Annotated in this window: 21 protein-coding genes; 10 read left to right on the forward strand and 11 right to left on the reverse strand. The window is 53.2% G+C overall.

The window, feature by feature from the left end; all coding sequences use genetic code 11:
- Positions 1–46: 46 nt before the first annotated feature.
- The 3 genes from caiB to caiT form a co-directional block, all read right to left on the reverse strand.
- Positions 47–1,264 (reverse strand): L-carnitine CoA-transferase, encoded by a 1,218-nt coding sequence (gene caiB, locus OGX86_RS03780; RefSeq protein ID WP_003018901.1) that lies wholly within the window; start codon positions 1,262–1,264, stop codon positions 47–49.
- Positions 1,265–1,387: 123 nt separating this feature from the next.
- Positions 1,388–2,530 (reverse strand): crotonobetainyl-CoA dehydrogenase, encoded by a 1,143-nt coding sequence (gene caiA / locus OGX86_RS03785; RefSeq protein WP_003018898.1) that lies wholly within the window; start codon positions 2,528–2,530, stop codon positions 1,388–1,390.
- Positions 2,531–2,564: 34 nt separating this feature from the next.
- Positions 2,565–4,082, reverse strand: coding sequence for an L-carnitine/gamma-butyrobetaine antiporter (gene caiT / locus OGX86_RS03790; RefSeq protein WP_003829695.1), 1,518 nt, complete (start codon positions 4,080–4,082; stop codon positions 2,565–2,567).
- A 480-nt stretch (positions 4,083–4,562) separates the two neighbouring features.
- On the opposite strand from caiT, the gene OGX86_RS03795 reads away from it, so the two are divergent.
- The 9 genes from OGX86_RS03795 (at position 4,563) to folA (ending at position 12,892) form a co-directional block, all read left to right on the forward strand.
- Entirely contained in the window at positions 4,563–5,333 is a 771-nt protein-coding gene (locus tag OGX86_RS03795; protein ID WP_048214962.1) for an electron transfer flavoprotein FixA, read from the forward strand.
- 15 nt (positions 5,334–5,348) lie between these two features.
- The gene (locus OGX86_RS03800; RefSeq protein ID WP_100271520.1) at positions 5,349–6,290 is read left to right on the forward strand and encodes an electron transfer flavoprotein subunit alpha/FixB family protein; all 942 of its coding nucleotides are present in this window, start codon (positions 5,349–5,351) and stop codon (positions 6,288–6,290) included.
- 48 nt (positions 6,291–6,338) lie between these two features.
- Entirely contained in the window at positions 6,339–7,625 is a 1,287-nt protein-coding gene (locus tag OGX86_RS03805) for an FAD-dependent oxidoreductase (RefSeq protein ID WP_286639338.1), read from the forward strand.
- Complete coding sequence (gene fixX / locus OGX86_RS03810; RefSeq protein ID WP_000203736.1) at positions 7,622–7,909, forward strand: ferredoxin-like protein FixX; 288 nt, start codon at positions 7,622–7,624, stop codon at positions 7,907–7,909. The genes OGX86_RS03805 and fixX overlap by 4 nt, the downstream gene beginning before the upstream one ends.
- Before the next feature lie 147 nt (positions 7,910–8,056).
- Positions 8,057–9,400 (forward strand): MFS transporter, encoded by a 1,344-nt coding sequence (locus tag OGX86_RS03815; protein ID WP_020996234.1) that lies wholly within the window; start codon positions 8,057–8,059, stop codon positions 9,398–9,400.
- 91 nt (positions 9,401–9,491) lie between these two features.
- On the forward strand, positions 9,492–9,725 hold the full coding sequence (locus tag OGX86_RS03820) for a YgdI/YgdR family lipoprotein (RefSeq protein WP_003018880.1): 234 nt from the start codon (positions 9,492–9,494) through the stop codon (positions 9,723–9,725).
- A 103-nt stretch (positions 9,726–9,828) separates the two neighbouring features.
- Complete coding sequence (kefF, locus tag OGX86_RS03825) at positions 9,829–10,359, forward strand: glutathione-regulated potassium-efflux system oxidoreductase KefF (protein ID WP_003829618.1); 531 nt, start codon at positions 9,829–9,831, stop codon at positions 10,357–10,359.
- A complete protein-coding gene (gene kefC, locus OGX86_RS03830) occupies positions 10,352–12,214 on the forward strand; it encodes a glutathione-regulated potassium-efflux system protein KefC (protein WP_003829616.1) in 1,863 nt (620 codons plus the stop codon). Before kefF ends, kefC begins: the two co-directional genes overlap by 8 nt.
- A gap of 198 nt (positions 12,215–12,412) precedes the next feature.
- Entirely contained in the window at positions 12,413–12,892 is a 480-nt protein-coding gene (gene folA / locus OGX86_RS03835; protein ID WP_003018873.1) for a type 3 dihydrofolate reductase, read from the forward strand.
- 90 nt (positions 12,893–12,982) lie between these two features.
- Here folA and apaH read toward each other — a convergent pair whose 3' ends face one another.
- The 6 genes from apaH to lptD form a co-directional block, all read right to left on the reverse strand.
- Positions 12,983–13,831, reverse strand: coding sequence for a bis(5'-nucleosyl)-tetraphosphatase (symmetrical) ApaH (gene apaH / locus OGX86_RS03840; protein WP_048227110.1), 849 nt, complete (start codon positions 13,829–13,831; stop codon positions 12,983–12,985).
- Between the two features lie 10 nt (positions 13,832–13,841).
- Positions 13,842–14,219 (reverse strand): Co2+/Mg2+ efflux facilitator ApaG/CorD, encoded by a 378-nt coding sequence (gene apaG, locus OGX86_RS03845; protein WP_003018867.1) that lies wholly within the window; start codon positions 14,217–14,219, stop codon positions 13,842–13,844.
- A gap of 2 nt (positions 14,220–14,221) precedes the next feature.
- Positions 14,222–15,043 (reverse strand): 16S rRNA (adenine(1518)-N(6)/adenine(1519)-N(6))-dimethyltransferase RsmA, encoded by an 822-nt coding sequence (gene rsmA, locus OGX86_RS03850; RefSeq protein WP_003829609.1) that lies wholly within the window; start codon positions 15,041–15,043, stop codon positions 14,222–14,224.
- Positions 15,036–16,028 carry a 4-hydroxythreonine-4-phosphate dehydrogenase PdxA gene (gene pdxA / locus OGX86_RS03855; protein ID WP_286639339.1) on the reverse strand — a complete coding sequence of 331 codons (993 nt, stop codon included), beginning with the start codon at positions 16,026–16,028 and terminating at the stop codon, positions 15,036–15,038. The genes rsmA and pdxA overlap by 8 nt, the downstream gene beginning before the upstream one ends.
- Positions 16,028–17,314, reverse strand: a complete 1,287-nt coding sequence (gene surA / locus OGX86_RS03860) for a peptidylprolyl isomerase SurA (RefSeq protein ID WP_003829603.1) — start codon at positions 17,312–17,314, stop codon at positions 16,028–16,030. Before surA ends, pdxA begins: the two co-directional genes overlap by 1 nt.
- Before the next feature lie 179 nt (positions 17,315–17,493).
- Entirely contained in the window at positions 17,494–19,854 is a 2,361-nt protein-coding gene (gene lptD / locus OGX86_RS03865) for an LPS assembly protein LptD (protein WP_286639341.1), read from the reverse strand.
- A gap of 379 nt (positions 19,855–20,233) precedes the next feature.
- Between lptD and djlA the strand changes: the two genes are divergently transcribed.
- Positions 20,234–21,049: a co-chaperone DjlA gene (gene djlA, locus OGX86_RS03870; protein WP_008786173.1), complete on the forward strand. Its 816-nt coding sequence runs from the start codon at positions 20,234–20,236 to the stop codon at positions 21,047–21,049.
- A gap of 95 nt (positions 21,050–21,144) precedes the next feature.
- On the opposite strand, the gene rluA is transcribed toward djlA, so the two are convergent.
- Both rluA and rapA read right to left on the reverse strand, forming a co-directional pair.
- Positions 21,145–21,804, reverse strand: a complete 660-nt coding sequence (gene rluA, locus OGX86_RS03875) for a bifunctional tRNA pseudouridine(32) synthase/23S rRNA pseudouridine(746) synthase RluA (RefSeq protein WP_008786174.1) — start codon at positions 21,802–21,804, stop codon at positions 21,145–21,147.
- Between the two features lie 11 nt (positions 21,805–21,815).
- Positions 21,816–24,722 carry an RNA polymerase-associated protein RapA gene (gene rapA / locus OGX86_RS03880; protein ID WP_048236149.1) on the reverse strand — a complete coding sequence of 969 codons (2,907 nt, stop codon included), beginning with the start codon at positions 24,720–24,722 and terminating at the stop codon, positions 21,816–21,818.
- Positions 24,723–24,737: the final 15 nt, after the last annotated feature.

A 24,737-nucleotide genomic window follows, 5' to 3' on the forward strand; every position in this document is an offset into this window, starting at 1 on the left:
GAAATCAGGCGTGAGCGCTAACCATCGAGGGGTCAGCGCGTCGCGTTTATTCCTCAACTCTGGCCAGGCCTTTGCCGACCAGCTCATTTATGTCTGCTTCGCTATAACCAATATTTTTCAGAATGGCGGCAGTATCCATGCCATGTGACGGCATGCCACGCCAGATTTTCCCCGGATTGTTTTTAAATTTCGGCATGATGTTTGGCCCTTTGCAGGTGCGGCCATCCATTGTTTGCCACTGAGTAATAGATTCACGGGCAACGTACTGCGGGTTGCCTTCCAGTTCAGGAATAGTCAGCACCTTCGCGCAGGCGATGTTCAGCTCAGCAAAGCGCGCCTGGACTTCGGCGATGGTGTGCGTTGCCAGCCAGGCGTCCAGTTTCTCTTCCACAAGCGGGCCGTAAGGGCATTCCACACGATGGATAAGCTGGGTGCCTTCCGGGACTTCCGGTGTGCCAAGAATGTGGGCGAGGCCAATATCCTTGAAGCATTCGTTGATTTGCGTGATGCCGACCAGCTCCATGACGATATAGCCATCGGCGCATTTATACAGGCCGCAGCCAGCGTAATACGGGTCTTTGCCTTTGGTCATGCGTGGGCAAATTTCGCCGCCGTTGAAGTAATCCATCATGAAATACTGACCCATGCGCAGCATCACTTCGTACATAGCGATATCGATGCTTTCACCTTTACCCGTTTCGCGCACTTTGTGCAGGGCCGCCAGCGCTGCTGTCGTTGCGGTCATCCCGGAGAAGTAATCGGCGGTGTACGGGAAGGCGGGCATTGGCTGATCCACGTCGCCGTTTTGGATCAGATAGCCGCTGAACGCTTGCGCGATGGTGTTATACGCCGGAAGATTGGTGTACTCCTCGGTACCAAACTGGCCGAAGCCGGAAAGGTGGGCGATAACCAGTTTCGGGTTATGTTCCCACAGCACTTCATCGGTAATACCGCGGCGGGCAAAGGCCGGGCCTTTACTGGCTTCAATGAAAATATCGGTGGTTTCCATCAGCTTCAGAAACGCTTCCCGGCCTTCATCTTTGAAAATATTAAGTGACAGGGCGTGCAGGTTACGGCGTGAGAGCTGCGGATAGTTAGGCTGTACGCGAATGGTATCGGCCCATGCGACGTTTTCAATCCAGATAACCTCAGCGCCCCATTCGGCGAACATCTGACCGGCGAACGGACCGGCAATTTCGATCCCTGAAAAGACAACGCGTACCCCGGAAAGCGGGCCGAAGGCTGGCATTGGTAAATGATTCATCATTTTTCTCCTGGCATTTATGGGTGTCCATGTAGGCCGGATAAGGCACTCGCGCCGCCATCCGGCATTGATTGCCTGATGGCAACGCTAAGGCGTCTTATCAGGCCTACAGGTTGCGTCGTTCTATCGGTATTGCTTGAGTACCGCACGACCCAACGTCAGGATCTGCATTTCGTCAGAACCACCAGAAACACGGTCAACGCGCAGGTCACGCCAGAAACGCGTGATGCGGTGGTTGCCCGCGATACCAACACCTCCCAGTACCTGCATGGCGGTGTCTACCACTTCAAACGCGGCGTTGGCGCAGAAGTATTTGCACATTGCTGCGTCGCCGGAGGTAATGGTGCCGTTATCCGCTTTCCATGCGGCTTCCAACAGCATGTTTTTCATGGAATTCAATTTGATCGCCATGTGCGCGAACTTCTCCTGGATCAGCTGGAAACGGCCGATCGTTTCGCCAAACTGTACGCGTTGGTTGGCGTAACGCGCGGCGTCTTCAAAAGCGCACATTGCCGTACCGTAGTTGGTCAGCGCGACGAGGAAGCGTTCATGGTCAAACTCTTCTTTCACACGGTTGAAGCCATTACCTTCCCGACCGAACATGTCTTTCTCGTCCAGTTCAACGTCATCAAAGGTGATTTCACAGCAGCTATCCATGCGCAGACCGAGTTTCTCCAGTTTGTTGACCTTGATACCCGCTTTGCTCATGTCAACAAACCACTCGGTATAAACAGGTTTATCCGGCGATGCACCATCTCTCGCCATCACTACGATGTACGGGGTATAGGCGCTACTGGTGATAAAGCACTTACTGCCATTAAGATAAACCTTACCATTTTTGCGTGTATAAGTGGTTTTCAGACTGCCAACATCCGATCCCGCTCCCGGTTCGGTGATAGCAGAGTTCCACATCTGCTTACCGGTGCCCTGGAACGCCATGATTTTATCAATTTGCTCCTGAGTCCCTTCACGCAGGAAAGTGTTAAAACCGCCTGGTAATTGGTACAACACGTAAGTCGGTGCGCCAAGACGTCCGAGTTCCATCCAGACGGCGGCAACGGTGACAAAACCGGCTTCCAGGCCGCCGTGTTCTTCCGGGATCAACAGGCTATCGATGCCCATATCCGCCAGCGCTTTTACAAAACGCTCAGGGTAGACGCTGTCGCGATCGCACTCGGCAAAATAAGCTTCCCAGTTCTCACTGGCCATCAGTTCACGAATACCGGCGACAAACAGTTCCTGCTCGTCATTTAAGTTGAAATCCATCTTTCAGCCTCTTGATCAATTGGGTTAATAAGAATTACTTGTCTTTCCAGTGCACTTTGGCGTCTTTAATAAAGGACAGCGTCACCATGATGTTGACGAAGAACAGCGGACATCCCCCGGCGATAATTGCGGTCTGAATGGGCTTCAGCCCACCCAGCGCCAGCAGAACGATGCCGATGACGCCGACCAGAACTGACCAACCGATACGCACCAACAGCGGCGGTTCTTCACCATCACGAACTTCGCGACAGGTGGACATCGCCAGGGTATAGGAGCAGGCGTTAATCAGCGTGACGGTGGCAATAAAGCAGAGGATAAAGAATCCCCACATGGTGGCGGTGCTGAGCGGTAAAGCAGCCCAGGTTTCGATAATGGCGCGCGCCACGCCGTGTTGTTCAATCAGCTGCGGGATGTTGAGAATGTTTTTATCCATCAGCAGCAGCGTGTTGCTGCCAAGGACGGTCCACAGGATCCAGGTGGAAGCGGTCAGGCCCAGTACCATCCCGAAACACAGTTCACGTACGGTACGACCGCGAGAAATACGTGCCAGGAAGATACTCATCTGGATGGCGTAAATAACCCACCACGCCCAGTAGAAAACAGTCCAGCCCTGCGGGAAGCCGCCTTTGCCGATGGCATCGGTATAGAACAGCATGCGCGGCAGATGCATCAGCAGCATGCCGACCGAGTCGGTGAAGTAGTTCATGATGAAGCTGGCGCCACTGACGATAAACACCCAGCCGAGCATCAGGAAGCTCAGGTAACTACGTACGTCGCTGGCGATCTTGACCCCTTTTTGCAGGCCGCAGGCCACGCAAATGGCGTTCAATATGATCCAGCAGGTAATGATGATGGCGTCGAGTTGCAGCGTATGCGGAATACCGAACAGCCATTGCATACACTCGGTTACCAGCGGGGTAGCGAGACCGAGGCTGGTGCCCATCGCGAAGATCAGCGCCACCAGATAGAAGTTATCGACGATGGTGCCGAACAAGCCCTTAGCATGCTTCTCGCCAACTAACGGTACCAGCGTGGAACTAGGGCGGATAACGTCCATTTTGCGTACAAAGAAGAAGTAGGCGAACGCGACTGAAAGGAAGCTGTAGGTCGCCCACGGCAGCGGTCCCCAGTGGAACAAGCTGTACGCCAGAGCTATCTCTTTTGCGCCAACGGAGTTGGGGGCGAGAGCAAACGGAGGGGTAGAGATATAGTAGTAGATCTCGATGGAACCCCAGAACAGCACCGCGGCGGATGTACAGGAAGCGAACATCATAAAAATCCAGCTGGCGGTACTAAACTCAGGTTTTTCGTCGCCTAATTTCTTTTTCGAATACGGGCCAAAGACCAACCAGAACCAGCCGAAGAGCATGACGACCATATACCATTCGAATGCCCAACCCCAGACGTTGGTGACATAACTGAATACCGCATTAATAACGACGTTAGCGGCATCAAGATCTCTTACTGTTAGCCAACAAAGTATCCCAACAATTATTAATGGCGGAAAAAAAACCTTCGGTTCAATTCCCGACTTTCTCTTTTCATTTTTCATAAGTGAATTCCAGTGTGAAAACGAAATTTATTTAGCGTGCCCGTATGTGATCGTTTGTTTATTTGTTATTAATGATTTGTTGATAACTTTTTAACCTCTGGGGCGCCTCAGTGAGTAACTCATAATGGGTATTCATTTCCGGCTATTCTGTTATCTGTGTCACACTTTTTTATGCTGGTTATTTTGTCTGAAAATCCAATTAATTCTTTTATTAATCATTGGGTTGATGTTGATTTTTTAACTTTTTTAAGTGACTGGCGTTCAATATTGTTGAACCAGCAAACAATATTGAAAATTTTCGTATTTGACATGTTTCTTTCAATATTGGTGAGGTGCATAACACTATTGAAAGTTACGAATATCAATGTGTGACATTTTCAATATTGGTGATTAATGTTTTATTTCCGAATTAAAGAGCGTGATATCTGTATTTAACACCGCCGATATAAATACGTTTCCTTCATGATTTCTGGAGATGCAATGAAGATAATTACTTGCTACAAATGCGTACCTGATGAGCAGGATATTGCGATTAATAATGCTGATGGAACACTCGATTTCAGCAAAGCAGATGGCAAAATCAGCCAATATGATCTGAATGCGATCGAAGCGGCTTGCCAGTTAAAACAGCAGGTGGGAGAGGCTCAGGTTGTGGCCATGAGCGTCGGCGGCAAAGCGCTGACCAATGCAAAAGGGCGCAAAGATGTGCTCTCCCGTGGCCCTGATGAACTGATTGTTGTCATTGACGATCAATTTGAACAGACGCTGCCGCAACAAACCGCCACTGCGCTGGCTGCCGCCGCACAAAAATCAGGTTTTGATCTGCTTATTTGCGGCGACGGTTCTTCCGATCTTTATGCTCAGCAGGTTGGTCTGCTGGTGGGCGAAATGCTGAACGTGCCGGCGATTAACGGCGTGAGTAAAATCCTCTCTCTTACCGACAGCACGCTGACGGTAGAGCGTGAACTGGAAGATGAAGTTGAAACCCTGAGTATCCCGCTTCCGGCGGTGATCGCGGTCTCTACCGACATCAACACCCCTCAAATCCCTTCCATGAAAGCCATTCTTGGTGCAGCGAAAAAACCGGTCCAGGTCTGGTCGTCTGCGGACATTGGGCTGAACGGCGCGCAAGCGTATTCCGAACAACAGGTTGCCGCACCGAAGCAGCGCGAGCGTCAGCGCGTTGTGATTGAAGGTGACGGTGAAGAACAGATTGCCGCGTTTGTCGAGAATCTTCGCAAAATCATTTAATTATCAGGGGATGTTATGAACAAATTTTCCAGTGTCTGGGTATTCAGCGATACCCCTTCTCGTCTGCCGGAACTGATGAATGGTGCGCAGGCTTTAGGTGAAAACGTTAACACGTTTGTGCTCAGCGATGAGGACAGCGCGGCGGCATTCCATTTAGGCGCAGATCATGTCTGGCTGCTCAGCGGCAAACCAGAAGACCGTATGGTTGAAGACTACGCCGATGCGATGGCCGAAACCATTCGTCAGCACAGCGAGGGCGGCGCGGTGCTGCTGCCGAATACGCGTCGGGGCAAGCTGTTAGCGGCAAAGCTGGGCTTTCGCTTGTCGGCTGCGGTCTCAAACGACGCCAGCGCAGTCGCGGTGCAGGACGGAAAAGCGGCGGTCAAACATATGGTCTACGGCGGCCTGGCGATGGGAGCAGAAACAATCGCTTCACCGTTTGCCGTGATCACTCTCAGCAGCGGAACGTTTGACGCGCAGCAACCGGATACCGCTCACAGCGGCGAGGTGCACACCGTCCAGTGGCAGGCTCCGACTATCGCTGTGACCCGTACGGCAACGCAGGCGCGTCAGAGCAACAGCGTCGATCTCGACAAAGCCCGTCTGGTGGTCAGCGTGGGACGCGGTATTGGTAGCAAAGAAAATATCTCGCTGGCCGAAGCGCTGTGCCAGGCGATTGGCGCTGAGCTGGCCTGTTCACGTCCGGTGGCGGAAAACGAGAAGTGGATGGAGCACGAACGCTACGTCGGTATTTCCAACCTGATGCTCAAGCCAGAACTGTACCTTGCCGTGGGGATCTCCGGGCAGATCCAACATATGGTCGGCGCCAACGGCGCGCAGACGATTTTCGCCATCAACAAAGATAAAAATGCGCCGATCTTCCAGTACGCAGATTTTGGCATCGTTGGCGATGCGCTGAAGATCCTGCCTGCGCTGACGGCTGCTCTGGCGCGTTAAACCATTCGGGCAGGGTGCGAAAGTATCCTGCCACTGACAGGAGTACGTATGTCCGAAGATATCTTTGATGCCATCATCGTGGGTGCAGGTCTGGCCGGTTCGGTTGCGGCGCTGGTGCTGGCTCGGGAAGGTGCACAGGTGCTGGTCATCGAGCGCGGCAATTCTGCTGGCGCGAAGAATGTCACCGGTGGGCGCATGTATGCGCATAGCCTGGAACGCATCATTCCCGGCTTTGCTGAGCAGGCCCCCATTGAACGCATAATCACCCACGAAAAACTCGCCTTTATGACCGACAAAGGGGCGATGACCATCGACTATTGCAATGGTGAAGAGGCCGCATCGTCGCAGGTTTCTTATTCCGTCTTACGCAGCAAATTTGACGCCTGGCTGATGGAGAAGGCCGAGGAGGCGGGAGCCCAGCTTATCACCGGTATTCGGGTGGATAACGTTGTGCAGCGCGAAGGCAAAGTCGTGGGTGTGGAAGCCGACGGCGATATTCTGGAAGCCAAAGTGGTGATCCTCGCTGACGGGGTGAATTCTCTGTTGGCAGAAAAACTGGGCATGGCAAAGCGCGTTGAGGCATCGCATGTTGCCGTTGGCGTAAAAGAGCTGATCGAATTGCCAAAATCGGTGATTGAAGATCGTTTCCAGTTGCAGGGGAACGAAGGCGCAGCCTGCCTGTTTGCCGGTTCGCCAACCGATGGGTTGATGGGCGGGGGCTTCCTCTATACTAATGAAACGACCCTTTCTCTGGGGCTGGTCTGCGGTCTTCATCATCTGAAAGATGCTAAAAAATCGGTCCCACAAATGCTGGAAGATTTCAAACAGCATCCGGCGGTTGCCCCACTGATCGCCGGTGGCAAGCTGGTGGAATATGCCGCGCACGTCGTACCGGAGGCCGGTATGAATATGCAGCCTGAACTGGTGGGTGACGGTGTGCTGATTGCCGGTGATGCTGCCGGAATGTGTATGAACCTCGGCTTTACCATCCGCGGTATGGATCTCGCCATATCTGCAGGCGAAGCGGCGGCGAAAACGGTGCTTTCCGCAATGAAGCGCGACGACTTCAGCAAACAGTCGCTGTGCGAATACCGTCAGCATCTCGATGATGGTCCAATGCGCGATATGCGCATGTATCAGAAGCTTCCCGCTTTCCTTGATAACCCACGCATGTTTACCGCCTATCCCGAAATGGCGGTCAGCATCGCGCGCGACCTGTTCACCGTAGATGGCTCTGCTCCGGTGCCAATGCGCAAAAAAATCCTGTGTCATGCGAAGAAAGTGGGCTTCATCAACCTGATGAAAGATGGCCTGAAAGGAGTGACCGTATTATGACATCTCCCGTCAATGTGGACGTCAAACTGGGCGTCAATAAGTTCAATGTGGATGAAGACAGCCCGCACATCATTCTCAAAACCGATCCTGATAAACAGGCGCTGGAAGTACTGATTAAGGCTTGTCCAGCCGGACTGTATAAAAAGCAGGACGACGGCAGCGTCCGTTTTGATTACGCCGGATGCCTGGAGTGCGGAACGTGCCGCATTCTCGGACTTGATACAGCGCTGGAAAAGTGGGAATACCCGCGCGGGACATTTGGCGTGGAGTTTCGCTACGGCTAATAAGTACGAGGTTGTGCACCCGTAGGTCGGATAAGACGTGGTAGCGTTGCCATCCGGCAATCATGTGGCGCCAATGCCGGATGGCGGCGTAAACGCCTTATCCGGCCTACAGATGACGCTTTGCCCGTGTTGAAACAGGAAGTCGCTATGCAGCAGCCCAGGAACTTTGATGACATCAAATTTACCTCTATTCACCGCCGGATAATGTTGTGGGGAAGCGGTGGGCCATTTCTGGATGGTTATGTGCTGGTGATGATTGGCGTGGCGCTGGAACAGCTCACGCCAGCATTGAAACTGGACGCACAGTGGATTGGTCTGCTGGGGGCCGGCACGCTCGCCGGTCTGTTTGTGGGGACGTCGCTGTTTGGCTACATTTCCGATAAGGTCGGGCGGCGCAAAATGTTCATCATCGATATTATCGCCATTGGCGTGATATCGGCGGCAACCATGTTTGTTTCCTCACCCATTGAGCTGTTGGTAATGCGTGTGCTGATCGGCATTGTGATTGGTGCCGATTATCCGATTGCTACCTCGATGATTACTGAGTTCTCCAATACCCGCCAGCGCGCTTTCTCCATCGGTTTTATCGCCGCGATGTGGTATGTCGGCGCCACCTGTGCCGATCTGGTCGGTTACTGGCTGTATGATGTTGAAGGAGGATGGCGCTGGATGCTGGGCAGCGCGGTGATCCCTTGTATTTTGATCCTGATTGGGCGCTTCGATCTTCCTGAATCGCCGCGCTGGCTGCTGCGTAAAGGTCGGGTGAAAGAGTGTGAAGCGATGATGATCAAACTGTTCGGCGAACCGGTGGTGTTCGACGAAGAGGCGCCGCAGGAGACGCGCTTCCTGCAGCTGTTTAACCGCCGTCATTTCCCGTTTGTCCTGTTTGTTGCCGCTATCTGGACCTGTCAGGTGATCCCGATGTTCGCCATTTATACCTTTGGTCCGCAGATTGTTGGACTGTTGGGGCTTGGTGCCGGGAAAAGCGCGGCGTTGGGCAATGTGGTGATAAGCCTGTGCTTTATGCTGGGGTGCATTCCACCCATGTTCTGGCTCAATAGCGCGGGCCGTCGGCCATTGTTAATTGGCAGCTTTATTATGATGACGCTGGCGCTGGCCGTGCTGGGGTTAATTCCTGATATGGGAGCGTGGCTGGTGGTGCTGGCGTTTGCCGTGTACGCCTTTTTCTCGGGGGGACCGGGAAATCTTCAGTGGCTGTACCCAAATGAACTGTTCCCTACCGACATTCGCGCATCTGCCGTCGGGGTGATTATGTCCTTAAGCCGCATCGGCACCATTGTTTCAACCTGGGCGCTGCCGGTGTTCATTACCAAATACGGGATCAGCAATGTCATGCTGATGGGCGCAGGAATTTCGCTGATTGGCCTGCTGGTGTCCATCGCTTTCGCCCCGGAAACGCGAGGTCTGACGCTGGCGCAAACCAGTCAAATGACGATTCGCAGTAAGCCCGTGACCAGGGCGAGTTATTAGGAGTGTTCTGTATTTTCCCTGCAACTCAGTCAGTTAGCCTACAGTTAACTGGGTATATCACTGAAAACAACTGAAAAGCAGGGAGAACACCATGCAAAAACATATCCTGATCACCTCAATTTTTACCGCAGCAGCACTGTTTACCGTGGCCGGTTGTTCCTCAAACCAGGCGGTTAAAACCACCGATGGCAAAACAATCGTTACTGATGGCAAACCGCAAGTCGATGATGATACTGGCCTGGTGTCGTATAAAAATGCGCAAACGGGTAAGACGGAACAGATTAACCGCGATCAGGTTAAAGATATGAGTGAACTGGATAACTAGTTCAGTTTTCTCCATTCAGCCACTCAATAATATTGACTGTTAGCCTGTGGATTAAGTGACTAAACTCACTGTTATTACAATAATGCAGTGAAACAGGCTAATCATGATCCTCATCATTTATGCGCATCCCTATCCGCAGCATTCGCATGCGAATAAGCGGATGCTTGAACAGGCAAGGACGCTGGAGGGCGTGGAGATCCGCTCGCTCTACCAGCTCTACCCCGACTTCAATATCGATATTGCCGCTGAACAGGATGCGCTGGCACGCGCTGATTTGATCATCTGGCAGCATCCGATGCAGTGGTACAGCACACCTCCATTACTCAAGCTGTGGATGGATAAAGTCCTTTCGCACGGCTGGGCGTATGGTCATGGCGGTACTGCGCTGCACGGTAAACATCTGTTGTGGGCGGTGACGACCGGCGGCGGTGAAAACCACTTCGATATTGGCTCCCATCCCGGATTTGATGTGCTTTCTCAACCCTTACAGGCGACGGCACTTTATTGTGGCCTCAAATGGCTACCGCCGTTTGCGATGCACTGTACGTTTATCTGTGATGATGAAACCCTGCAAGCGCAGGCGCGTCACTACAAACAGCGTCTGATGGAATGGCAGGAGGCACACCATGGATAGCCATACGCTGATACAGGCGCTGATTTATCTCGGATCGGCGGCACTGATTGTCCCCATCGCCGTACGGCTGGGACTCGGGTCGGTACTGGGGTATCTCATCGCCGGGTGCATTATCGGCCCATGGGGCCTGAGGCTGGTGACGGACGCTGAATCCATCCTGCATTTTGCGGAGATCGGTGTGGTGCTGATGCTGTTTGTCATTGGTCTGGAGCTGGATCCGCAACGTTTGTGGAAACTGCGAGCCTCGGTGTTCGGCGGCGGCGCATTGCAAATGGTGGTCTGCGGAGGCCTGATTGGTGTGTTCTGTATGTTCCTCGGCCTGCGCTGGCAGGTAGCGGAGCTGATCGGCATGACGCTGGCGCTTTCCTCAACGGCTATCGCTATGCAGGCGATGAATGAACGCAACCTGATGGTGTCGCAAATGGGCCGCAGCGCGTTTGCCGTGCTGCTGTTCCAGGATATCGCGGCCATTCCACTGGTGGCGATGATTCCGTTACTGGCAGCGAGTGGCGCATCAACAACGCTTGGGGCGTTTGCATTGTCTGCCCTTAAGGTAGCGGGCGCACTGGTGCTGGTGGTGCTGTTAGGTCGTTATGTCACACGTCCTGCCTTGCGTTTTGTCGCCCGTTCGGGCCTGCGGGAAGTGTTCAGTGCCGTTGCGCTGTTCCTCGTGTTTGGCTTCGGTCTGCTGTTGGAAGAGGTTGGATTGTCGATGGCGATGGGGGCATTCCTGGCCGGGGTGCTGCTGGCAAGCTCTGAGTATCGCCACGCGTTGGAAAGCGACATTGAGCCATTTAAAGGACTGCTGCTAGGGCTGTTCTTCATCGGTGTGGGGATGTCTATCGACTTTGGTACGCTGATTGATAATCCCTTGCGCATTATCATTCTACTGGTCGGTTTCCTGGTTATCAAAACCGTCATGCTGTGGTTGATAGCGAAACCGTTGCAAGTGCCGAACAAGCAGCGTCGCTGGTTTGCCGTATTATTAGGGCAGGGCAGTGAGTTTGCCTTTGTGGTGTTTGGCGCGGCGCAAATGGCAAATGTGCTCGATCCTGACTGGGCGAAATCGCTGACGCTGGCGGTGGCGTTGTCGATGGCGGCTACACCGATTTTGCTGGTGATTTTGACGCGTCTGGAAAAATCGGCGACTGAAGAAGAGCGCGAAGCCGATGAAATCGATGAGGAGCAACCGCGGGTGATCATCGCCGGGTTTGGGCGATTTGGCCAGATAACCGGTCGTTTGCTGTTGTCGAGCGGGGTCAAAATGGTGGTTCTTGATCATGACCCGGACCATATCGAAACGCTGCGTAAATTCGGGATGAAGGTTTTCTATGGCGACGCGACCCGGATGGATCTGCTGGAGTCTGCCGGGGCGGCGAAAGCTGAAGTTATTATTAATGCCATTGACGATCCGCAAACCAGCCTGCAATTAACCGAAATGGTGAAAGAGCATTTCCCGCATCTGCAAATTATTGCTCGTGCGCGCGACGTGGATCATTACATCCGCCTGCGCCAGGCGGGCGTGGATATGCCGGAACGTGAAACCTTTGAAGGTGCACTGAAGACCGGACGTCTGGCACTGGAAGGTCTCGGGCTAGGGCGCTATGAGGCACGTGAGCGGGCTGACGTATTCCGCCGATTCAATACCATGATGGTAGAGGAGATGGTGAAAGGGGAAAATGACGCGACTTCCCGCGCAGCCGTTTATAAACGCACCAGCGCAATGCTGAGTGAAATTATTGCGGAAGATCGTCAGCACTTATCGTTAATTCAACGCCATGGCTGGCAAGGCACGGATGAAGGTAAGCATACGGGCGACGTCGCCGATGAGCCGGAAGTGAAACCGTCAGCATAGGGTAAAAAATGTGATGTTCTGCAAACTTTACTGCTAATTGGCTGTTTTTGAACTACTGTAATGCTGGCGTACCACCTTAAATAGGTCGGTTCGCCAGCAGAACGGAAAATTTTCCTGTTCATCCTCTTTCCGCCAGTCGACGAAAGATTGCGCTTTCCGTATAGTGGCGACAATTTTTTTGTATCCGGGAAATATTCAATGATCAGTCTGATTGCGGCGTTAGCGGTAGATCGCGTCATCGGTATGGAGAACGCCATGCCGTGGAACCTCCCTGCCGATCTCGCCTGGTTTAAACGTAATACCTTAAACAAGCCGGTTGTCATGGGACGCCACACCTGGGAATCCATCGGGCGACCGTTACCTGGGCGTAAAAATATCGTCATCAGCAGTAAGCCTGGCACCGACGATCGCGTGCAGTGGGTGAAGTCTGTGGATGAAGCAATTGCGGCCTGCGGCGATGAACCTGAAATTATGGTAATTGGCGGTGGGCGTGTGTATGAGCAGTTCCTGCCAAAAGCACAGAAACTGTATCTGACGCACATTGATGCGGAAGTGGAAGGGGATACACATTTCCCGGACTACGAACCGGATGACTGGGAATCGGTGTTCAGTGAATTCCACGATGCCGACGCGCAAAACTCTCACAGCTACTGCTTCGAGATTCTGGAACGTCGTTAATACTGTAAGTGCCGGATGGCGGCGAAACGCCTTATCATCCAGCTAATGTAGGCCGGATAAGGTGCGAGCACCGCATCCGGCAAACGACTATCAGGCGTTGACCGCTTCGCCAGGATCCAGATTCAGATGGCGATTTGACGGCTGCACGAAGTACTGTTTGTCTTCCCAGCGCAGACAGGTGAGATCGCCTCCCCAGCAACACCCCGTATCCAGCGCGTAAATACCTTCTGGCGTGCCTTTACCCTCCAGCGATGCCCAGTGCCCGAATGCAATGCTGTATGCTTCACTGACAGGTCCAGGAATGGCAAACCAGGGCTTCAGCGGGGCAGGTGCGTCTTCTGGTGACTCTTTGCTGTACATATCCAACTGACCGTTAGGGAAGCAGTAACGCATGCGGGTAAAGGCGTTGGTAATAAAACGCAGGCGCGCCAGCCCGGTCAGTTCCGGGGTCCAGTTATTGGGCATGTCGCCGTACATCGCATCAAGGAAGAAGGGATACGAGTCGCTCGACAACACGGCTTCAACATCGCGAGCACAGTCTTTTGCCGTCTGCAGGTCCCACTGTGGGGTGATACCGGCATGCGCCATCACCAGCTTCTTCTCTTCATCTACCTGCAACAGCGGTTGACGGCGGAGCCAGTTAAGTAATTCGTCGGCATCCGGTGCTTCGAGCAGCGATGTGACCCTGTCTTTAGGTTTATTACGACTGATACCAGCAAATACGGCCAGCAGGTGTAAATCGTGATTACCCAATACTAACCGCACGCTGTCGCCCAGTGATTTCACGTAGCGCAAAACGTCCAGCGAGCCCGGTCCACGAGCGACCAGATCGCCGGTGAGCCATAGGGTGTCTTTTTCGGAATTAAAGTCTACCTGATGCAGCAAGGCTATCAGTTCATCGTAACAACCGTGAACGTCGCCAATAAGGTATGTCGCCATAGTTATTGTTTTAATGAATGAGTGTTGGAACGGCGAGTCGGAAAACGGGAATATCGATGGTAAAGGCGATGCCTTGTTCATCGATCATTTCGTAATGACCCTGCATGGTGCCCAGCGGCGTTTCAATTACTGCACCGCTGGTGTACTGGTACTCTTCGCCGGGTTCGATGTGGGGCTGGACGCCAACCACGCCTTCACCCTGAACTTCGGTTTCGCGGCCATGACCATTAGTGATCAACCAATAACGCCCCAACAGCTGCACAGGCGCTCGCCCCAAATTGCGGATAGTTACGGTGTAAGCAAAAACGTAACGTTCATCATCAGGTGAGGATTGCGCCTCAATGTAGACGCTTTGTACCTGAATGCACACTCGGGGCGAATTGATCATGTTTAACTCTCCTTCGATGGCGCGTTTTCTGACAGATAGTTAGCCATCCGGCAGTATTGCGCGACAGAGATATTTTCCGCTCGCATCGCCGGATCAATGCCCAGCTCTGTCAGTACTTCAACGCTAAACAGGTTGCCGAGACTGTTACGTACCGTTTTACGGCGCTGATTAAACGCTTCGGTGGTAATACGGCTCAGCACACGAACATCTTTAACCGGGTACGGCATCGTCGTATGAGGGACCAGACGCACAACGGCGGAATCAACTTTAGGCGCTGGCGTAAATGCGGAAGGCGGTACTTCAAGTACCGGGATCACATTGCAGTAATACTGCGCCATGACGCTTAATCGACCATACGCTTTACTGTTTGGCCCTGCAACCAGACGATTCACCACCTCTTTTTGCAACATGAAATGCATGTCGGCAATGGCATCAGTATAGGAAAAAAGATGGAACATGAGCGGCGTGGAGATGTTGTACGGCAGGTTGCCGAATACGCGCAGCGGCTGTCCCATCGTTTGTGCCAGTTCGCCGAAGTTCATGGTCATAGCATCTTGCTGATAAATCGTCAGCTTAGGCCCTAAAAACGGGTGTGTCTGTAGGCGTGCTGCCAGATCGCGGTCGAGTTCAATGACCGTGAGCTTGTCCAGACGTTCGCCTACTGGTTCGGTCAATGCCGCCAGACCTGGGCCGATTTCGACCATAGCCTGACCTTTCTGCGGGTTAATAGCAGAGACAATACTTTCGATCACAAACTGATCGTTGAGGAAGTTCTGCCCGAAACGTTTACGGGCTAAATGGCCCTGATGGACTCGATTATTCATTGGTATTAACAATCATTTTGATGGCGAGATTAAGCGCCGTAATAAAACTGCCGACATCTGCTTGCCCACGACCCGCGAGTTCAAGTGCGGTGCCGTGATCGACGGATGTGCGAATAAAGGGCAGGCCCAGCGTGATATTCACACCGCGACCAAATCCCTGGTATTTTAGCACGGGGAGACCCTGATCGTGGTACATTGCCAGCACGGCATCCGCGTGGTCGAGATATTTGGGCTGAAACAGCGTATCTGCGGGCAGCGGACCGTTTAATTTCATTCCCTGCGCACGCAGTTCATCGAGTACCGGAATGATGGTGTCTATCTCTTCCGTTCCCATATGTCCGCCTTCACCAGCATGCGGGTTTAGACCGCACACCAGAATATGCGGATCGGCAATGCCGAATTTGGTGCGTAAATCATGATGCAAAATGCCGATCACTTCCTGAAGCTGGGCGGGCGTAATGGCGTCGGCAACGGCTCTGAGCGGCAAATGCGTGGTTGCCAGGGCAACGCGCAGCTCTTCGGTCGCCAGCATCATAACAACTTTCTTTGCCTGTGAGCGCTCTTCAAAAAACTCTGTATGTCCGGTAAACGGGACGCCAGCGTCATTGATAACGCCCTTGTGAACCGGGCCGGTAATCAGCGCCGCAAACTCACCGTGCAGACAGCCATCACAGGCGCGAGCCAGCGTATCCACCACGTACTGCCCATTTTCTACCGCCAGTTGACCCGCGACGGCAGGTGCCCGCAGCGCAACCGGGAGCAACGTCAATGTACCTGCTGATTGCGGTCTGGCTGGGGTATCTGGAGAGTAGGGGAGGAGTGAAAGCGGTAAACCGAGCATCGCTGCCCGGTCACTGAGGAGTGCTGCATCCGCACAGACAACGAGTTCTACAGGCCACGCGCGCTGGGCGAGCTGAACCACCAGGTCCGGGCCAATCCCGGCGGGTTCGCCGGGAGTGATAACAACGCGTTGAGCACGAGTCATTAGTTGCTCAGAACTTTAACGTAAGCGCTGGCGCGCTGTTCCTGCATCCAGGTTGCTGCTTCTTCCGAGAATTTACGGTTCATCAGCATACGGTAAGCTCTGTCTTTCTGCGCTGCGTCAGTTTTATCAACGTTACGCGTATCCAGCAGTTCGATCAGATGCCAACCGAAAGAGGAGTGCACCGGGGCGCTCATCTGGCCTTTGTTAAGTTTGGTCAGCGCATCGCGGAAAGCAGGGTCGAAAATATCCGCTGCAGCCCAGCCCAGATCGCCGCCCTGGTTGGCAGAGCCTGGATCCTGAGAAAACTCTTTAGCGGCTGCCGCGAAGGTCGTTTTACCGCTCTTAATATCTGCCGCGATTTGTTCCAGCTTCAGACGTGCCTGCTGATCGGTCATGATCGGCGACGGCTTAAGCAGAATGTGGCGAGCATGAACTTCAGTCACGGAGATGCTCTGGCTTTGGCCACGCATATCGTTGACTTTCAGGATGTGGAAGCCGACACCGGAACGAATTGGGCCAATGATATCGCCTTTTTTCGCAGTGCTTAACGCCTGGGCAAAGATACCCGGCAGCTCCTGAATACGTCCCCAACCCATCTGGCCGCCTTTCAGCGCCTGCTGGTCAGCGGAATAAGTAATAGCCAGTTTGCCGAAATCACTACCGTTACGCGCTTCATCAACAACAGAGCGCGCCTGGCTTTCAGCCGCGTTAACCTGGTCGGACGTTGGGTTTTCCGGTAATGGGATCAGAATGTGGCTCAGGTTCAGCTCGGTGCTGGCATCGTTTTGGTTGCCTACCTGCTGCGCCAGGGCATCCACTTCCTGAGGCAGGATAGTGACGCGACGGCGAACTTCGTTGTTACGCACTTCGGAGATGGTCATCTCTTTGCGGATCTGGCTACGATAGGTTGAATAGCTTAAGCCATCCTGTGCCAGACGGCTGCGCATCTGATCCAGCGTCATGTTGTTCTGCTTGGCGATGTTGGCAATAGCCTGATCCAACTGCTCGTCAGAGATTTTCACCCCCATCTTCTGACCCATTTGCAGGAGGATTTGATCCATGATCAAACGTTCCAGGATCTGATGACGCAGCGTAGCGTCATCCGGTAATTGCTGACCTGCCTGACCTGCATTCAGTTTTACTGACTGCATTAAGCCATCGACGTCGCTTTCCAGAACGACGCCGTTATTGACGACGGCTGCAACTTTATCGACTACCTGTGGGGCAGCGAAACTGGTATTCGCGATCATGGCGATACCGAGAAGCAGCGTTTTCCAGTTCTTCATACTTTTTCCATTATTAATTAACCGCAATGCGGATTACGTAGTATACCCTTCGTCTTTCAAGCCGCATTTTTGTTGGCTGCCTTCACTCACCCCAGTCACTTACTTATGTAAGCTCTTGGGGATTCTCTCAGTTGCCGCCTCAATGCAGCTCGAAATCCATTGGGTATCAATAAATCAGATCATAAAGAGCTTTGATACGGCAAAATGTTCGAACGCAGCATTTGGTTGGTGCCGAGACCGTAGTTGGAGCTCAGACCGCGCAGTTCGATATTAAAGCCGATCGTGTTGTCATAAATCGCGTGTTGCTGTTTGTCATCCCAACCGTTCAGCTTACGCTCGTAGCCGAAGCGAATGGCGTAACAGCAGGAGTTGTACTGTAAGCCCAGCATTGAATCTGCTTCTTTGTTCACGTTGGTATCGAAGTAGTAAGCGCCAACAATCGACCAACGCTCAGCAATTGGGAAGCTTGCCACCGCGCCCACCTGCGAAATCCCGTTTTTATACTGATCTGCCGTAGAGTAGTAAGACGGTAGAGTCGCCTGGATATATTCCGGGCTGGCGTAACGGTAATTCAACTGCAGAATCCGGTTTTCATCGCGACGGTATTCGATACTGCTGCTGCTGTTGGCGATACTATCCAGACGCGTGTCGTACTGGATCCCACTGCGTAAACCCCAGCGATCGGAGATACGCCAGTAGGTGTCGCCCGCCCATACCAGTGAACCCGTTTTGTCGTCATTCTCCCATTTAATGTTGTCATCGCCGGTGCGAGACTCGGTGAAATAGTAGATTTGACCCACAGAAATATTAAAACGTTCAACGGCAGCGTCATCATAAACGCGAGATGTGACCCCGGTCGTCACCTGGTTGGCAGAAGCAATACGGTCCAGACCGCCATAAGTACGGTCACGGAAGAGGCCGCTGTAGTCAGATTGCAGCAAGGATGAGTCATAGTTATAGATATGACTTTGGTCGCGATATGGGACGTACAGGTACTGCGCGCGCGGCTCCAGCGTCTGGGTATAACCCGGTGCCAGCATTTGCATGTCGCGCTCGAATACCATTTTGCCGTCAACTTTAAACTGCGGCATGACGCGGTTGGCTGACTCGTCGAGCTTGTTAACGTTACTCGGGTTGTTGTTGTACCAATCCAGATTGGTCTGCTGATAGTGCGTTGCCAGCAGCTTCGCTTCGGTATTGATACTGCCCCAGTTATTCGACAACGGCAGATTGATCGTTGGTTCCAGGTGAACACGCGTTGCTTCCGGCATGTTGTCATTGGTATTGACGAAATGGACCGCCTGGCCATAAATACGGGTATCAAACGGACCAACGTCGTTTTGGTAGTAGTTGACGTCTAACTGCGGCTGCGCAGAGTAGCTGTTACTGTTTTGTGCGTCGAAAACCTGGAACTGCTTGGTCGATACCGTAGCGTCAAAGTTTTGTACCGCGTAGCCGACGCTGAATTTCTGCGTGGCGTAGCCATCGGTACTGGAGCCGTATTTATTATCGAAATCGTTAAAGTAGCTGGTGTCGCTGACCTTGGTGTAGTCGACGTTGAAACGCCACACCTGGTCCATTACGCCAGAGTGCTGCCAGTAGAACAGCCAGCGACGTGAATTGTCATCCTTCGGATGTTCGTCCTCGTACACTTTATCGGAATTCAGATAGTCGAACTCCATCAAGCCCGCACCCGCCTGGGTGAGGTAGCGGAATTCGTTCTCCCACATGATCCCGCCACGACGGTGCATATAATGTGGCGTGATGGTGGCGTCCATATTGGGCGCAATGTTCCAGTAATACGGGAGGTAGAACTCAAAATAGTTATTGGTGGAATATTTTGCGTTCGGGATCAGGAAACCGGAACGGCGCTTATCGCCGACGGGTAACTGTAAATAAGGACTATAAAAGACCGGAACTGGACCCAGTTTAAAACGGGCGTTCCAGATCTCTGCGACCTGTTCTTCACGGTCGTGGATAACTTCGCTACCGACGACGCTCCAGGTATCTGAACCTGGCAGACAGGAGGTAAAGCTACCGTTTTCCAGAATGGTATAACGGTTTTCCCCACGCTGTTTCATCAGGTCGGCTTTCCCGCGCCCCTGACGGCCGACCATCTGGTAATCACCTTCCCAGATGTTGGTATCTTTGGTATTCAGATTGGACCAGCCCTTCGGCCCCTTCAGAATAACCTGATTGTCGTCATAATGGACATTGCCCAACGCATCGACGGTACGTATTGGCTCCGGCTGGCCTTCAGCCTGCTTCTGATGAAGCTGTACTTCGTCGGCCTGCAGGCGGCTGTTACCCTGTGCGATATCCACGTTGCCGGTAAACACCGCGTCATCGGGATAATTCCCTTTTGCGTTGTCGGCATTGATGGTGACGGGTAACTCATTAGTCTCGCCCTGTACCAGAGGACGGTCATAGCTCGGCACGCCCAGCATACACTGTGAGGCGAGATCGGCTGCCAGGCCCTGATGGCTATAGAGGGCGCTGGCAATCATGGTGGCCAGAAGAGTGGGAATACGTTTTTTCATACGTTGTATTTATTGTTCCATCATCAGTAGCGTCGCGCGTGACAAACGGTCACAGCCTAACTTATCTCATCTTCACTTCGCTAGTATTAATCCTGCCCATTTTATACCCGCCACCTTTCAAGCTGCATCTTCGTTGTCTTCCTCGTTAACCCCAGTCACTTACATGGGTAAGCTCCAGGGGACTCACTACGTTGCCGCCTTGCTGCAACTCGAAATCCAACGGGTATAGCGTTTGTGGTGTTAGGCACGGCATTGAATGACAGGTATGATAATGCAAATTATAGGCGATGTCCCACAATTGACCGCAGCCGTAAATCGGTAAAAGCACCTTATATTGTGGGACATAGCCTGGCTGAGAGCGGAAAGATTTGGGGAGTCTATGCAGTATTGGGGAAAGATAATTGGTGTAGCCGTGGCCTTAATGATGGGCGGCGGCTTCTGGGGTGTGGTTCTGGGGCTGTTAGTTGGCCACATGTTCGACAAAGCCCGCATGCGCAAAATGGCGTGGTTTGCCAACCAACGTGAACGCCAGGCGCTGTTTTTTGCCACCACTTTTGAGGTTATGGGACATCTGACCAAATCCAAAGGTCGCGTCACGGAAGCCGATATACATATCGCCAGCCAGTTGATGGATCGGATGAATTTGCACGGTGACTCGCGAACGGCTGCACAACATGCCTTCCGGGTAGGAAAATCGGATAATTACCCATTACGTGAAAAGATGCGTCAGTTTCGCAGCGTCTGTTTTGGTCGATTCGATCTGATCCGCATGTTTCTGGAGATTCAGATCCAGGCGGCATTTGCCGATGGGTCGTTGCATCCTAACGAACGTGAAGTGCTGTATGTGATTGCTGAAGAGTTGGGGATCTCACGCACCCAATTTGATCAGTTCCTGCGCATGATGCAGGGCGGCGCACAGTTTGGCGGCGGATATCAGCAGCAGTCTGGCGGCGGTGGCTGGCAGCAGGCGCAACGCGGCCCGACGCTGGAAGACGCCTGTAATGTGCTGGGTGTGAAAACGACCGACGATGCGACCACCATCAAGCGCGCTTACCGTAAGCTGATGAGCGAGCACCATCCGGACAAACTGGTTGCGAAAGGTCTGCCGCCAGAGATGATGGAAATGGCGAAGCAAAAAGCGCAGGAAATCCAAAAAGCTTACGAGCTGATTAAGGATCAAAAAGGATTCAAGTGATTGAATTGCCGGATGCGGCTAGCGCCTTATCCGGCCTACGTTAATGAATGTAGGCCGGGCAAGCGAAGCGCCCCCGGCATAAATTGGCTCAGAATTTAAAAATCCGCCGGGACTTTAAACGTCATACTGTTGCCGTATTCGGGATGCGTGATGGTTAACATCTCTGCATGCAGCAACAGGCGTGGCGCTAACGCCAGAGCTTCCGGCGGAGCATAGAAGCGGTCGCCCAGGATAGGATGCCCTAAAGCCAGCATATGCACACGCAGCTGGTGGGAGCGTCCGGTAATGGGCTTGAGCACTACCCGGGCGGTGTTATCCGCCGCGAACTCCACAACTTCATACTCGGTCTGCGCCGATTTCCCGGTCTCATAACATACTTTTTGCTTTGGCCTGTTTGGCCAGTCGCAAATCAGCGGTAAATCAACCAGACCCTCGGCCGGAGCAGGATGCCCCCAGACGCGTGCGACATACTGTTTTTTCGGTTCGCGCTCGCGAAACTGGCGTTTTAGCTCGCGCTCTGCCGCTTTGGTTAGCGCGACTACAATCACGCCGCTGGTTGCCATATCCAGACGATGCACGGATTCAGCCTGCGGATAATCGCGCTGAATACGCGTCATCACGCTGTCTTTGTGCTCATCCAGACGACCTGGCACAGACAACAAGCCGCTCGGCTTGTTGACCACCATAATGTGGTCATCCTGATACAGGATGACCAGCCAGGGTTCCTGCGGCGGATTGTAGTTTTCCATCCCCATGTATGGCTCCGTTACTGATGCGTCACGACGATCAGGCGCAGGGCATCGAGACGCCAGCCCGCCTGATCCAGGCTTTCCATCACCTGCTGACGGTTGCTTTCAATTGCGCTAAGTTCGTCATCACGGATGTTCGGGTTAACGGCACGCAGCGCTTCGAGACGGGAAAGTTCTGCCGTCAGCTTCTCGTCAGCTTCTTTACGCGCTGCGTCGATCAGCGCGCGGGCTGATTTTTCCACCTGCGCTTCACCGAGTTGCAGAATGGCATGAACATCCTGCTGCACGGCGTTGACCAGTTTGCTGCCGGTGTGGCGGTTAACGGCGCTGAGCTGACGGTTAAAGGTTTCGAACTCAACCTGTGCAGCAAGGTTATTGCCGTTTTTATCCAGCAGCATGCGTACCGGCGTTGGTGGCAGGAAGCGGTTTAGCTGCAGTTGTTTCGGCGCTTGCGCTTCAACAACATAGACCAGCTCAACCAGCAGTGTACCAACAGGTAATGCTTTGTTTTTCAACAACGAAATAGTGCTGCTTCCGGTGTCGCCGGAGAGGATCAGATCCAGACCATTGCGGATCAGCGGATGCTCCCAGGTAATAAACTGGGCATCTTCACGCGACAGGGCGACATCGCGCTCGAACGTAATGGTGCAGCCATCTTCCGGCAGCCCAGGGAAATCCGGCACCAGCATATGATCGGACGGCGTCAGTACGATCAAATTGTCGCCACGGTCATCCTGATTAATACCGACGATATCAAACAGGTTCATGGCGAAGGCGATCAGGCTGGTATCGTCGTCCTGTTCTTCAATACTTTCAGCCAACGCCAGTGCTTTTTCGCCGCCGTTAGAGTGGATCTCCAGCAGGCGATCGCGACCTTGCTCCAGCTGTGCTTTCAGCGCGTCATGCTGTTCGCGGCAGGTTTTGATCAGATCGTCAAAGCCCTCGGTATTTTCTGGTTCAGCCAGGTAGCCGATCAGATTGTTATAGACCGTGTCATAGATGGTACGGCCGGTCGGGCAGGTGTGTTCGAACGCGTCCAGACCTTCGTGGTACCAGCGCACCAGCACGGATTGCGCGGTTTTTTCCAGGTACGGAACGTGAATCTGAATATCATGCGCCTGACCAATACGGTCAAGACGGCCAATACGCTGTTCCAGCAGATCCGGGTTGAACGGCAGGTCAAACATCACCAGATTGCTGGCGAACTGGAAGTTACGCCCTTCGGAGCCGATTTCAGAGCACAGCATTACCTGGGCACCGCTATCTTCTTCGCTAAACCAGGCCGCGGCGCGGTCACGTTCAATGATCGACATCCCTTCATGGAATACGGCAGCGCGGATACCTTCGCGTTCGCGCAGAACCTGTTCCAGCTGAAGCGCGGTAGTGGCTTTCGCGCAGATAACCAGCACTTTTTGCGAGCGGTGGCTGGTCAGGTAGCCCATCAGCCATTCCACGCGCGGGTCAAAGTTCCACCAGGTGCCGGTGTCGCCTTCGAATTCCTGATAAATCTGTTCCGGGTAGAGCATGTCGCGCGCCCGGTCTTCCGCACTTTTACGCGCGCCCATAATGCCGGAGACTTTAATCGCCGTCTGGTATTGGGTCGGCAGCGGCAGCTTGATGGTATGCAGCTCGCGTTTCGGGAAGCCTTTTACACCGTTACGGGTGTTACGGAACAGCACACGGCTGGTGCCATGGCGGTCCATCAGCATCGAAACCAGCTCCTGACGCGCGCTCTGTGCGTCTTCGCTGTCGCTGTTTGCCGCCTGCAATAGCGGCTCAATGTCCTGCTCGCCAATCATGTCGCCTAACATGTTCAGCTCATTGTTACTCAGCTTGTTGCCTGCCAGCAGCATGGCGACGGCGTCGGCGACCGGACGATAATTTTTTTGCTCTTCAACAAACTGGGCGAAATCGTGGAAACGGCTCGGGTCCAGCAGGCGCAGGCGTGCAAAGTGACTTTCCATGCCCAGTTGCTCCGGTGTAGCGGTTAGCAGCAGGATGCCCGGCACACGTTCTGCCAGTTGTTCAATGGCCATATATTCGCGGCTGGGCGCGTCTTCGCTCCACACCAGGTGATGGGCTTCATCGACAATCAGCAGATCCCACTCGGCGTCACACAGGTGCTCCAGACGTTGTTTATTACGACGGGCAAAGTCCAGCGAGCAGATGACCAGTTGTTCCGTTTCAAACGGGTTGTAGGCGTCGTGCTGCGCTTCTGCATAACGCTCATCATCAAACAGTGCAAAACGCAGGTTGAAGCGGCGCAGCATTTCGACCAGCCACTGGTGCTGTAATGTCTCAGGGACGATGATCAGCACGCGCTCTGCGGCGCCGGACAGCAGTTGCTGATGCAGGATCATCCCGGCTTCAATGGTTTTACCTAAACCCACTTCGTCTGCCAGTAAAACGCGAGGAGCATGACGACGGCCAACATCATGGGCAATGTTCAGCTGGTGAGGAATCAGGCTGGTACGTTGACCACGCAACCCACTCCACGGCATACGGTATTGTTCACTCTGAAATTTACGGGCGCGATAGCGCAGAGCAAAGCGATCCATGCGGTCAATCTGGCCGGCAAACAGGCGATCTTGTGGTTTGCTGAATACCAGTTTGCTGTCGAGCAGTACTTCACGCAGCATGACACCGGTTTCTTCGGTATCCAGGCGGGTTCCGATATAGGCAAGAAGGCCGTTTTCTTCTTTTACTTCATCGACATGCAGTTGCCAGCCTTCATGGCTTGTTATCGTATCGCCAGGATTGAACATCACGCGGGTCACGGGGGAATCACTGCGCGCATACAGACGGTTTTCGCCCGTCGATGAGAAAAGTAAAGTGACGGTTCGCGCATCCATGGCGACAACAGTACCAAGTCCCAATTCGCTTTCTGTATCGCTGATCCAGCGTTGACCAAGTGTAAAAGGCATATATGTTCGGCTCTA

It is taken from the genome of Citrobacter sp. Cpo040 (assembly GCF_030332915.1).
In the GTDB taxonomy this organism is placed as follows: Bacteria; Pseudomonadota; Gammaproteobacteria; order Enterobacterales; family Enterobacteriaceae; genus Citrobacter; species Citrobacter portucalensis.

What these genes read in the sequence shown, in the direction of transcription:
- caiB (WP_003018901.1), bottom strand. Translation starts at nt 1,264, where the DNA reads ATGAATCATTTACCAATGCCAGCCTTCGGCCCGCTTTCCGGGGTACGC.
- caiA (WP_003018898.1), bottom strand. Translation starts at nt 2,530, where the DNA reads ATGGATTTCAACTTAAATGACGAGCAGGAACTGTTTGTCGCCGGTATT.
- caiT (WP_003829695.1), bottom strand. Translation starts at nt 4,082, where the DNA reads ATGAAAAATGAAAAGAGAAAGTCGGGAATTGAACCGAAGGTTTTTTTT.
- OGX86_RS03795 (WP_048214962.1), top strand. Translation starts at nt 4,563, where the DNA reads ATGAAGATAATTACTTGCTACAAATGCGTACCTGATGAGCAGGATATT.
- OGX86_RS03800 (WP_100271520.1), top strand. Translation starts at nt 5,349, where the DNA reads ATGAACAAATTTTCCAGTGTCTGGGTATTCAGCGATACCCCTTCTCGT.
- OGX86_RS03805 (WP_286639338.1), top strand. Translation starts at nt 6,339, where the DNA reads ATGTCCGAAGATATCTTTGATGCCATCATCGTGGGTGCAGGTCTGGCC.
- fixX (WP_000203736.1), top strand. Translation starts at nt 7,622, where the DNA reads ATGACATCTCCCGTCAATGTGGACGTCAAACTGGGCGTCAATAAGTTC.
- OGX86_RS03815 (WP_020996234.1), top strand. Translation starts at nt 8,057, where the DNA reads ATGCAGCAGCCCAGGAACTTTGATGACATCAAATTTACCTCTATTCAC.
- OGX86_RS03820 (WP_003018880.1), top strand. Translation starts at nt 9,492, where the DNA reads ATGCAAAAACATATCCTGATCACCTCAATTTTTACCGCAGCAGCACTG.
- kefF (WP_003829618.1), top strand. Translation starts at nt 9,829, where the DNA reads ATGATCCTCATCATTTATGCGCATCCCTATCCGCAGCATTCGCATGCG.
- kefC (WP_003829616.1), top strand. Translation starts at nt 10,352, where the DNA reads ATGGATAGCCATACGCTGATACAGGCGCTGATTTATCTCGGATCGGCG.
- folA (WP_003018873.1), top strand. Translation starts at nt 12,413, where the DNA reads ATGATCAGTCTGATTGCGGCGTTAGCGGTAGATCGCGTCATCGGTATG.
- apaH (WP_048227110.1), bottom strand. Translation starts at nt 13,831, where the DNA reads ATGGCGACATACCTTATTGGCGACGTTCACGGTTGTTACGATGAACTG.
- apaG (WP_003018867.1), bottom strand. Translation starts at nt 14,219, where the DNA reads ATGATCAATTCGCCCCGAGTGTGCATTCAGGTACAAAGCGTCTACATT.
- rsmA (WP_003829609.1), bottom strand. Translation starts at nt 15,043, where the DNA reads ATGAATAATCGAGTCCATCAGGGCCATTTAGCCCGTAAACGTTTCGGG.
- pdxA (WP_286639339.1), bottom strand. Translation starts at nt 16,028, where the DNA reads ATGACTCGTGCTCAACGCGTTGTTATCACTCCCGGCGAACCCGCCGGG.
- surA (WP_003829603.1), bottom strand. Translation starts at nt 17,314, where the DNA reads ATGAAGAACTGGAAAACGCTGCTTCTCGGTATCGCCATGATCGCGAAT.
- lptD (WP_286639341.1), bottom strand. Translation starts at nt 19,854, where the DNA reads ATGAAAAAACGTATTCCCACTCTTCTGGCCACCATGATTGCCAGCGCC.
- djlA (WP_008786173.1), top strand. Translation starts at nt 20,234, where the DNA reads ATGCAGTATTGGGGAAAGATAATTGGTGTAGCCGTGGCCTTAATGATG.
- rluA (WP_008786174.1), bottom strand. Translation starts at nt 21,804, where the DNA reads ATGGGGATGGAAAACTACAATCCGCCGCAGGAACCCTGGCTGGTCATC.
- rapA (WP_048236149.1), bottom strand. Translation starts at nt 24,722, where the DNA reads ATGCCTTTTACACTTGGTCAACGCTGGATCAGCGATACAGAAAGCGAA.